Origin of the sequence: Salibacterium qingdaonense (assembly GCF_900114715.1) — a bacterium.
GTDB lineage: Bacteria > Bacillota > Bacilli > Bacillales > Marinococcaceae > Salibacterium > Salibacterium qingdaonense.
This window is the reverse complement of the sequence record NZ_FOTY01000051.1, coordinates 1-9776: the sequence shown is the minus strand read 5'-3', so window position 1 is coordinate 9776 and position 9776 is coordinate 1. Positions and strand designations below refer to the sequence as shown.

The 9776-nt window shown below is 44.6% G+C and carries 17 protein-coding genes; 6 read left to right on the top strand and 11 right to left on the bottom strand.

Annotation, left to right across the window (positions count from 1 at the left end; all coding sequences use genetic code 11):
* Positions 1-300 precede the first annotated feature (300 nt).
* From BM058_RS17555 to BM058_RS17520, 10 genes are all read right to left on the bottom strand, one after another.
* Positions 301-1110 (bottom strand): PD-(D/E)XK nuclease-like domain-containing protein, encoded by an 810-nt coding sequence (locus BM058_RS17555; protein WP_245737088.1) that lies wholly within the window; start codon positions 1108-1110, stop codon positions 301-303.
* A complete protein-coding gene (locus BM058_RS17550; RefSeq protein WP_245737087.1) occupies positions 1055-2044 on the bottom strand; it encodes a hypothetical protein in 990 nt (329 codons plus the stop codon). The genes BM058_RS17555 and BM058_RS17550 overlap by 56 nt, the downstream gene beginning before the upstream one ends.
* Entirely contained in the window at positions 2041-2349 is a 309-nt protein-coding gene (locus tag BM058_RS17545) for a hypothetical protein (protein ID WP_090928998.1), read from the bottom strand. The genes BM058_RS17550 and BM058_RS17545 overlap by 4 nt, the downstream gene beginning before the upstream one ends.
* 75 nt (positions 2350-2424) lie before the next feature.
* Positions 2425-2583: a hypothetical protein gene (locus BM058_RS18480; protein ID WP_177195625.1), complete on the bottom strand. Its 159-nt coding sequence runs from the start codon at positions 2581-2583 to the stop codon at positions 2425-2427.
* Positions 2580-2789 carry a hypothetical protein gene (locus BM058_RS17540; protein ID WP_090928995.1) on the bottom strand — a complete coding sequence of 70 codons (210 nt, stop codon included), beginning with the start codon at positions 2787-2789 and terminating at the stop codon, positions 2580-2582. Before BM058_RS17540 ends, BM058_RS18480 begins: the two co-directional genes overlap by 4 nt.
* A gap of 373 nt (positions 2790-3162) precedes the next feature.
* On the bottom strand, positions 3163-3339 hold the full coding sequence (locus BM058_RS18475) for a hypothetical protein (protein ID WP_177195624.1): 177 nt from the start codon (positions 3337-3339) through the stop codon (positions 3163-3165).
* Positions 3326-3619, bottom strand: a complete 294-nt coding sequence (locus tag BM058_RS17535) for a hypothetical protein (RefSeq protein WP_090928991.1) — start codon at positions 3617-3619, stop codon at positions 3326-3328. The genes BM058_RS18475 and BM058_RS17535 overlap by 14 nt, the downstream gene beginning before the upstream one ends.
* Positions 3619-4143: a helix-turn-helix domain-containing protein gene (locus BM058_RS17530; RefSeq protein ID WP_090928988.1), complete on the bottom strand. Its 525-nt coding sequence runs from the start codon at positions 4141-4143 to the stop codon at positions 3619-3621. Before BM058_RS17530 ends, BM058_RS17535 begins: the two co-directional genes overlap by 1 nt.
* 63 nt (positions 4144-4206) lie before the next feature.
* Positions 4207-4515, bottom strand: coding sequence for a hypothetical protein (locus BM058_RS17525; RefSeq protein WP_090928985.1), 309 nt, complete (start codon positions 4513-4515; stop codon positions 4207-4209).
* Positions 4512-5285: a phage antirepressor KilAC domain-containing protein gene (locus BM058_RS17520; RefSeq protein ID WP_090928984.1), complete on the bottom strand. Its 774-nt coding sequence runs from the start codon at positions 5283-5285 to the stop codon at positions 4512-4514. The genes BM058_RS17525 and BM058_RS17520 overlap by 4 nt, the downstream gene beginning before the upstream one ends.
* Positions 5286-5314: 29 nt before the next feature.
* Here BM058_RS17520 and BM058_RS17515 point away from each other — a divergent pair, with 29 nt between their 5' ends.
* A complete protein-coding gene (locus BM058_RS17515) occupies positions 5315-5536 on the top strand; it encodes a hypothetical protein (protein WP_090928981.1) in 222 nt (73 codons plus the stop codon).
* 51 nt (positions 5537-5587) lie between these two features.
* The gene (locus BM058_RS17510) at positions 5588-5971 is read left to right on the top strand and encodes a hypothetical protein (RefSeq protein WP_090928978.1); all 384 of its coding nucleotides are present in this window, start codon (positions 5588-5590) and stop codon (positions 5969-5971) included.
* Between the two features lie 277 nt (positions 5972-6248).
* Here the strand turns inward: BM058_RS17510 and BM058_RS17505 are convergent, their stop codons facing one another.
* On the bottom strand, positions 6249-6488 hold the full coding sequence (locus BM058_RS17505) for a helix-turn-helix domain-containing protein (RefSeq protein ID WP_090928975.1): 240 nt from the start codon (positions 6486-6488) through the stop codon (positions 6249-6251).
* A gap of 162 nt (positions 6489-6650) precedes the next feature.
* Here BM058_RS17505 and BM058_RS17500 point away from each other — a divergent pair, with 162 nt between their 5' ends.
* From BM058_RS17500 to BM058_RS17485, 4 genes are all read left to right on the top strand, one after another.
* Complete coding sequence (locus BM058_RS17500; RefSeq protein ID WP_245737085.1) at positions 6651-6998, top strand: helix-turn-helix domain-containing protein; 348 nt, start codon at positions 6651-6653, stop codon at positions 6996-6998.
* 540 nt (positions 6999-7538) lie between these two features.
* Complete coding sequence (locus tag BM058_RS17495; protein WP_090928970.1) at positions 7539-8138, top strand: ImmA/IrrE family metallo-endopeptidase; 600 nt, start codon at positions 7539-7541, stop codon at positions 8136-8138.
* Positions 8122-8475 carry a hypothetical protein gene (locus BM058_RS17490; protein ID WP_090928967.1) on the top strand — a complete coding sequence of 118 codons (354 nt, stop codon included), beginning with the start codon at positions 8122-8124 and terminating at the stop codon, positions 8473-8475. The genes BM058_RS17495 and BM058_RS17490 overlap by 17 nt, the downstream gene beginning before the upstream one ends.
* Positions 8476-8524: 49 nt before the next feature.
* Positions 8525-9637: a tyrosine-type recombinase/integrase gene (locus BM058_RS17485; RefSeq protein WP_090928964.1), complete on the top strand. Its 1113-nt coding sequence runs from the start codon at positions 8525-8527 to the stop codon at positions 9635-9637.
* Positions 9638-9776 lie beyond the last annotated feature (139 nt).

Sequence of the window (9776 nt, the reverse complement as noted above, 5' to 3'; positions counted from 1 at the left end):
CTATTGTTTTTCCTATTGTATGTAAAGGTGAAGCGATTCATCTTTGGCTGAAAATTGGATGAACATATGGCTGAAATTTCAGTTGACAATTACATCCTTGCAATGCCTACCCCCTCCCTCAGTCAGCAAGGCTGTTTTTCTTTTCGCATATCGCTGTCATGCCTTCGATTTTTAGTAGCTTCATTTCCGGGTAGGTTTTATTAATGTAACCCTGCACATACTGTTTAAAGAGCCGACCCCGGTCCTCACAATCTTTTGTCAGACCCACATAGGAGCCGGGGATCGGTATTCTGTATTGCATCAGTAGATCAAATCCCCAATTTCCATTGTGTTCGTAAGCTTTTTCGTGCTGCGGCAATAGGAGCACTGTTCACATCGTCGAGGTGGTACCTCTTCGTTCTTCACGTTCATGATGTGTTCTAATTGCGCCTCGGTGTATTCCAGTTCAAAATCAAAGCGTGAAGGCTCAAAATGTAGCACTGCTTTGTTTGATGGGCTCTCTTTCGTAGCAGCCACAATGTAAGGCGTGTATGCCTCTCCTGTATTCTTGGCGATAACCTCTCGATAAATCGCCATCTGCAGCACGTAATCCCACGCTTCAACAAACGAGGTAAAGCCTTCATACTTCTTGCTCCAGTACCGCTTGTATAAGTCCTGTGTGGTTTTTAAATCGGTGAAACTTTTTCGGTCATGGTTGATTGAGTCAACTTTAATCTTCCACGGTACACCGAATAAATCGGCGGTGTATATCTTCTCTTTTTCCCCATCCATGGCAAACATCGCAAAATCATCCTGCTTGATGGTATCGATCATCCGGTCAGCTGTTTCGAAGTCCGCATACTTACTTCCGTTTTTCTTAAAAATCATGTCTGAATACTGCTCTTCAATGCTGCGGAAGGTTTCCTGATTTTCAAAGGCTGCATGGACATAAGTACCGACAATGAGTGGCGTAGAGATCGGGGGAACGTAGTCCCCTTTGATCTCTGCCAGCGTTCTTGCCTCGCAGTCCAACCAATTTTTGAACTGAGAGACGGACATATATTGTTGATCGGCGTCAGTCGAATGGTAGTTCGTCTGCTGTAAATTCAGCGCTTGTTCCGTCATCGCCATCCGCTGTCACCGCCTCTTTTTCTTTCTCTTTGCTCTTATTGGAGCTTGTCTGCTTGTGTTCCGTTTCAGGAGCTTCCCCGTCCTTTGTGTCAGCTTTTTCTTCTGTCTTGTCCTTTTGGTCATCCGCTTGTTGATAAGCCTGATCTAAACCTGTTTCCTGCTTCTGCGCAGCTTCTTTTTTAAACCAGTCTTCTTTCTTGGACATCCCGTCTTTGAGAGAGTTATAGATTTTCCCTAACTCCACGATGTCGTATTCAGTGAAAGCGTCTGTGTTGTAGCCGAGCTGAGCCTCAATTTCTGCCTGCGTCACTTTGTATTTTTGAAAAGCCTTGAGCATTTCACTGATACGTTCTTTGAGTGGCTTGGAGTTGCCGTTTCTAAGCGTCTCGGAGCATTGCTCCACAGCTTTTTCTACAACATCGCCGGGAATGATACCGAGAATGCAGGCTCTGACTCTTCTGGATCCGTCATTGGCAACCTTCTCGTAAATGTCCCTTGGATCTGTTAACTTTTTGATGTTGCCGTTTGCCTTCAAGGAATGCTTAACGGTAAATGTTTTCTCCTGCCGGACGTTCGTTTCTAAGTCCCAGGCATAAGCCAAAGCCACAGACTCCCCTTCTCGCTGTTCCAGTTCTTTGACGCCGAAGGAAAGATTGCCCCAATTCTGTGCCAGAACCTCGGCCAGTCGGATGGAAGGACCTTCTACTTTCGTTCCGCCCCTCGGATATTGGTAGACGGCATCCTTAGCCAATCCTGTACGTTTGCAGTTATCAAGAATCCGTTGCTCCGACTGGAACACGTTGCGGGGAAACTGTTTCGCCATAAATATCTGCCCTTTGACTTCTTCCATTTCACGGGAGGATGAGGCTTGTGCCATCGTACCTCCGTTTTGCATTTGTGGTTGGTTGTCATATTGTGCAGCTAGTTCGCTCATGCTTGGACCTCCTCTTTCTTTGGTAATGCTTGATATTGGTTTTTGGAGAGTAGGCAAATGACTTTGATATCTCCGCTCAAAAAGAACAGTTCGTAGGGAAATTGGAACTCTTCACGATTTTCCACTCCCCATTGATCGCCTGCTATTTCCATGAAAGAAGATACATCATATACCTGCAGTTGTAGCTTCGGCCTTGGTTCTGCCGTTGCATCCAAAGACGCCCCAATAACATCAGCATCGCGCATCAACTCTTTCAGATCGTTGAGAGCACCATCGCTCACCTGATCAAATCGTTTTTTATTCATTTACTGCTCCTCCTACTTGTGTAATTAGCTTCGTTCACATACAATAGAGTCAAATGACTTTTCTTAATGTGCCGATCAGACCGCCATCTGGTCGGCTTTTCTATTTCGATAAATATCTCGGACAGAATCTTTGTTAAAAGCCAGTCGATTCGCTACCTGTTCGACGCCTTTCTCCATTCCAAGAACATTAATGTGCTGAATGATGTAGAATGTAATATCACTTTTTGTGATCAATTCCTCCACCCCACTTTCATAGCATGCTGCCGGATGTAATCAGCCAGGCATTCCACGTCGTCATGCAATAGCACGTCCTGTTCAAACTCCAATGCTTCCTCATAGTCTGCAATTTCACGGCCGCAGCCTTCACATTCGCCCAATATTTCCGGATCGTCTCGGTCCAGATAGCCACTCGGCAGAACCATTGGATTTTCTACCTGCATTGTCTTCACTCTCCTTTCGAAAATCGGGGCCGGAAAGGCTCTACAAAACGACCCCGCGAAACCTTATATCGTTCCTTTACCAGTCGAAGATCATTTCGCCCGATTCTTTAACAAAGCCGATGCAGTCACCATTGGGGTTGATGATCGATGCCAGCCAACCTCCTACTGCTTTCGGATCGTTGTAAAAGTTCAAGTACAATTGCTTCACCGTCCTTTCTGGCGCCGGTGCACCGCCGAGCCCATGACTGGGCAGAGGGGAATGGATAGTGTACAGAAGGGATATCCATCGTCATGGGCCCGGCGGCAAACCGGAAACCGGCTTGCCTGCTTATCAACCTAAGTGGTATGATTAAATCAGTAATGAATCCCTATCTTAAGCGCTAGCAGTTCCCGCTGCTGGTGCTTTTTCTTTGTGACGATCGATCATGTGGCCGACTTTAACGATTTCTCTTAAGTCCGTGGAATACGCTACGTCTGAAAGCTTTGTGTGAGCGTCCGCGTCTGCTACATAGTCCAAAAGTTCGTGACTGATTTTGTTATGTGTTCTCATTTTTCAATTCCTCCCTGATTTTCATAATTAGATCGTAATGATGAATGATATCGACCTTCCTGAATGATTTCGATGACACAAAGCCATCGTCTTTCAATGCCGAGATATCGATTACCCAATCCAGAGTGACTAGCGTTACCGATGTGTAATCCCCACTTTGCTGAATATCTGCCCCATTAAATCCATCTACTGGCTTCCATTCGTCTTCCACTCGCTTCTGAAGTCGCCTTGGCAGCTCGTCCAGTTTATCCATGAACGTTTGAATATCGGTTATGAGCATTAAACATTCCTCCGCGTGATGTATTTACGAGCGATTAAGGTTGTGATCCATTCCTTAATTTCTCTGGAAAACGACTTTCTGAGCAGCTTACAGTTGTCTGCGACTTGCGTAAGAATGACGGCCGCGGCATCGAGCAGTTCCTTGTTCGACTTTCTGACCATCTTCACATCTTCGTCCGTAAACATGGATAGAGGTTTTGTTGTCGGAACATCTTCTAAACTAGCCTCAGCCTCGTGCAGCTCCTTTTTCGCTAGATCCATAAGTGCAGCCGGGTGGTGATCGATCATCGGCCCGTCCAGATATGGTACCGACACACCTCCGGTCGACTCCGCCCACATGGCGATGGTTACTTGAGGATCATCCAGTGCTTTGACTGTTGCAGTTCTCAAGTCCTCCGGAATGGTTCCGCGGCCCGTCTCATATTGGCTCACAGATTCGCGGGATACATTGAGTAATTCTGAAAGTTCCTGCTGTGATAAATCCCTCTCTTTCCTTGCCTGAGCTACAACTTCACCTGTTTTCATTTGATTGCTCCTCCTTTACCATAGTTCTACTGTTTTGGTTGTGACTGTTAATGTAGTTTGTCCTTATGACACGTTGTCCCAAGGATCGAATTCAATTTCATTTTCTTCGACCCATTCGGTGTGTTCGTCAATCCATTTCAGTAACTGATCACGCGGAACTTTGGGGTTTCCGAACTCCCGAATGACTGGAAAGTCGGGTCGGTTCAACAGTTCGCTCGCTTTCGTATTTCCGATTCCGAGCACTTCCTTCAATTCTTGTTTCGTTAGAAGCACGGGAAGGTTGCTATCACCTTTCTCTAATCTATCGATGCGCTGCGCCAACGGTTGAATTGCTTCTTCAACGGCTTGCTTGATGGTGTCCTCGATGGTCATTCTGTCACCTCCGTGTATTCGCTAAGCAGCTTTTTCATTAGGTTGACTTGGCCTTTTCCGGTCACCAATGTAGTCACGCTTTCCACATCGCCTTCCGTGCGACTGATTAAGGTAACGCTGGTATCAAAGAGCCCCTGCTCAATGTACTTTTGTTTCGGATTATTCCGTTCGCGGCCGTGTTTGATCAGATATCCCTGCTCTCTCAGCCAAGCGAACAATTTATTACGACCGATTCGCAAACCGTGGTTCTCATAAATCATTTTGGCGAAAGCTCCAACGTTAATAGCTGCGTTTGAATTAGAGACTGCCTTCCCGAAGGTTGAATAGGGCTTATCCAGTTGAAGTTGCTGTTCGGCTGCCTGCCGTTTCTGCTGTTCGTCTTTCAAATTGGTCGCCAGCTGAATGATGGTATCTGGATTCATCAGCGTCTCTTCGATTTTTTCCGGCGTCATATACGCGCCGTGTTTTCTGATGGACGGAATGACTTCATCTGTCACCCATTTTCGGAACTGTTTAGCTTCCGGCTTGCGGCTATCCATAATCACATCGTATAAGCCGCTCTCATTGATAAAGGTTGCATCCTGCATTCCGCCGGACGTTTCAAGGGGGTGATTTGAAATCACGTCCTTATCCAAACGTCTTTTTACGCCGGCGACTTGACCAAGTTCTAAGATTTCGCAAACATCTTTCAATAGAAAATACGGGTCTCCGTCAATCGTTTCTGTTCGTACCTGCTGCCCACCGAATTGAAAAGTGATTAAGTTGCTCATTTTCTTACCTCCCTTGAAAGGATGATTTGATGAATCGTGAATTGACCCGTGAACTTCTACTTCTCGTTGACGCTGTTGCTGACGGACTGCTTAGTTTCGATCTAACCGAAGTGACTCAGATCTACTTGCCTGACGAAGACTCGGCAACCATTGATGTACATATCGACCGAATCGCAGAGTCAGGTCTGCTGCAGATGAAGCACGATCGAGTTGTTGGCTTGAGCTCAGCTGGCCGTGAATTCCTGAGTTAGTGTGATTTTCTTCCTTTTCTAGTAAACTAGTGCTAGAAAGGAGGTGTTTTTATGGCTGATTTTGAAGATGGCAGTGTTCTTGTTGAGGCTGTATCAGGGAAATGGTATCGATTCCCTGAAAACCACGGTAAAATAGGAACCTATATAATCGACTTACCTAACGGTTTTTTGCTAGCTGTGAATGTCTCAAACAAAATGGTTGAAATGCTCATTCCTGATGAAAACGGCGTCTATAAAAGAGCTGGTGATTTATCTTTTCGATTAATTGATGGGCAAGCTAGTGTTGATCTATTCAGCGAGTCCCTTAAAGAAATTAATTTAGACAACACCAATGGGAAAATTGACAACTCTTTAACAGACATCACCAGAATTCAAAACGTTCTAGATCTGTCTCAGTCTCAAAAGTGGTGGGACAAACGTTCTCAAGGCTGGTGATCAGTCGACTTTCACGAATTTACGACCTGGAAAGTAAAATTCAAGTTGGTCTGTGGGGATTAGCCGATTCCCGCAGACTCCACAAAATCTTAGATAACCGTCCCATGCTCTCCCACAATTGGTGCAGCCATTACTGGTCACTTTTTGATTTTTGTTCATGTGCTCACCTCCTTTAAATATTGAAATGCACTGTCGTCACAGCGACGAGAAAAACGACGGCGAAAAGAGCCAAGATGCTCCATTCCGTTCCTGATAAATTAAGCATGGTCTCTCTCCTTTAAGCTGATGTGGATTTTGTTGCGTTTTTTGCAACAGAATCTTCAAAAAAATATTCCAAATTGTAACCGAAATGTTTTGCTATCTTATGCAATTCATCAGCAGTGAAAGCTTGCTCACCGCTTTCTTTTCGGTGATAAGGATATAGTGTATTGAAGCCTAATATACCAGCCATATCGCTTTGAGATAACTTTCTTTCTTTTCTGAGGTGCTTGATTTTATCAAGCTTCACTGTTTCCATGTTTCCGCTCCTTTCTGTTGCATTAATTGCAATTGATTAAGTTCATTATATATCGCGATTTTTGCAAAGTCAACAATAAAATAGCGATTTTCGCAATTAGTTTTTGCTTTATGTGCAAACTTGGTATTATAGAGGGAGGAATAAGTAGTGGAGGCACTCATAATGGAAAATGTATGGCCTAAACGGCTACGAAAATCAAGAGAGGCAGCTAATCTTAATCAAAAAGAAGCTGCTAAAAAATTTGATATAACTAACTATCAGTTGTCGAGGTATGAAAACGGACATTCTAATCCAGATCCGGATTTAATTAGTAAGTTCGCTGATCTATATGAGGTTTCAGCGGATTACCTCCTCGGCCGCACCGACGATCCTACGCCAGAACAACCCAGTATCTTTTTCTACGGCGGGGAAATTTCCGAGGACGAGCAGGAACACCTGGAAGAAGAACTTCGTATATACAGGAAGAGAAAGCAGCAGTGGTTGGAGCAGCGGGAGAAAGATAAAGAATAATTGCCGCCCTGTGGAGCAATCTGCAGGTGACAACCGGATGAATTCAAGGGAAGCCTACGTCTGGGATAGGGCAACCATGAGCCAAGCTGGGGGAACTTGTTTCGTACTCCAGAAGGTGCAACGCATAGGCAGTGAGGAAGGGGAACCAATAATCTGCCCACGAGCGTCCGGCATCCTACTGGGATGAAAAGATATGCTGGCCTTTGTGGAAACACAAAGAAGCACGGGATAAAAAGCCCGTGCGGTAACAAAATGATTGGCGCGGAAATGACGCTTGGAATTCCTGACGTTAATAGATCATTCTCTAGTCTGTTTGATTTCGGAGTTGATAATAACATGAACAAACTTAACGACACTGTACTCGGATTGTCTAACGGAATCGGAGAAGAAACTAGAGCTTCCGCGCACGGTAATTTCATTATAGCACGCACATTATAGTTTGAATTGCCCATTTTGCCTTTACGGGCATTTCTTTTTACCATAAAATAGAACATATATTCCTAGAACAATTGTTCTTTAACTTCTGCAAGGGGTGAGTCTATGATTCAAACAGAGCTGGAACAGTGGATCCAACACGAATATGAAGAGCGAGGGATTACTTCTCTCGATGATTTGAGTATCGAGAACCTTGGCTGCCAATTTAACGTCGATGTAATGTACAGCAGTCAGGGTTCCAAGAGTTTTACTGACGAAATGTACGGTCTGATCATGCTTCAGCATAACCAACCTCTTCCTAAGCAGCGATTAGATTTCTTTCACGAGTTAGGGCATGTTCTGAAACATGTTGGCGATCAACGCACCATGCCTATCATGTTCCGCGAATACCTCGAGAATAAGGCTTATCAGTTTGCTCTTTACGCGTCCATGCCCCGATACATTATGGAGCCGCACCTTACCAAAGACATAAGTGTAATTGCTGAACTGTTCAGAATGCCTGTTCATATTGTAGAAAGCCGGGTGGAACAGCTGAAACGGAACAGCCGGTATAATTACATGCCTACTGAGAATCACGAAAGTAAGAAGACATTAAAATCGCGGTCTTATAACCCGGATAGATGGTCGATCGAAACATGGCGTGTGATGAACCAGCTAAAGAGTCAAACCGGTCAGGAGGTAATCGATCATGAACGTATATTTTGAAGATATCGACGGTGAGTTGCAGGCGAAATGGGTGATTGTTGAAGCTGGTGTAGCCGAGGGAGAAAGCAATACGCTCTATTATTCTACCGACCAGCCGATTGAACGGTTTTACCCGGAAGACTTTCACGATGACTTTAGTGCTCTATCTGTCAGTTTGAGTGAGCTGGTACAGGATCCGTTTGAGGATAATAGCTTTGGGATCAACACTGATTTGATTCAAGGAAGATTGAAGCAGCACAAGCTGGATCCGGATAACCTATATGAAGTCGATTACTTTATCCTGTTGTGCGACGACCTGGAGGAGTTCGCAGAAATTGAATTACCAACGTTGCCTTGATGTGTTAGCAAGGGCTCTTGGAGAATAGCAATGTTAAGGAGGGATAACGATGAGAGGGCATATACGTAAGCGCGGAAATAAATACGCCATTGTCGTTGATGTCGGCTATGATGATAGAGGGAAGCGGAAGCAGAAATGGTTCTCCGGGTATTCCAATAAAACAGACGCAGAAAAAGACCTGCCCGGAATCGTCGCCAAACTACAGGAAGGGTCATTCATAGAACCTACCAAAGCAACAGTGTCTGAATTTTTAAATGAATGGCTGAAAATACGACAATCTGACCTTTCTTCGAACACGTATGATTCATACTGCCGGCAGGTTCAAAATCATATTATTCCTTCCATTGGGCAGATACCTCTATCCAAACTTAGAGCCATGCATGTTCAAAGAATGATGGGAGAGCTGGAGAAGAAGAACTTATCAAAGACAAGTATCCACAAAGCTTACAGTGTATTGAAGGCAGCCCTCAAATACGCTTACAAGACCGACATGATTGCAGTTAATATCGTGGATAAGCTGGACAATCCAAAGAAAGGGGAGAAGGAGATGAGTTTTTGGACGAGAGAAGAAGCGAAGTTGTTTCTTGAGAGAGCAAAAAATGAGGAGCTTTATATTTTCTTTCACTTAGCGCTTTCTACTGGTATGCGTCCAGGTGAAATACTGGGATTGAAGTGGTCTGACATTCATCCTGAGAAGAAGACGCTGCATGTAACACGCTCTCTCACTCGGCAAATGCACTTTAAGTCTCCTAAAACCTCTATAGGGAAGCGCTACATTACATTAGACGATGATACCGTATCCCACTTAAAAGCCCATCGAACAAAACAAAAAGAACACAAAATGAGAGCCGGCAAATCATACGAAGATAATAATCTAGTGATAGCAACTAAGCTCGGGAAACCGGTCGGCCATCGGAATGTGTTACGAACTTGGTATAGAATCATACAGCCTCTTGTGCAACAAGAAAAAGTGAAAGAAATACGCATGTATGATCTGCGCCACACACATGCTTCTATGATGTTGAGTGAAGGTGTCCATTCCAAAATCGTTAGCGAACGTTTAGGGCATGCTTCTGTTCGAACCACGCTTGATGTTTATTCGCATATCACCCCTGGAATTCAAGAAGAAGCTGCAGATAAAATCGGATCGATCCTAAAATGAATGTTTGCAATTTGTTTGCAACTGACCTCATCCATACAAAAAGAGCAGGAACCAAAATCGTTGGAACCTGCTCTGTATCAGCTTTACTCATGGAGCTTCCTACCGGATTCGAACCGGTGACCTCATCCTTACCATGGAT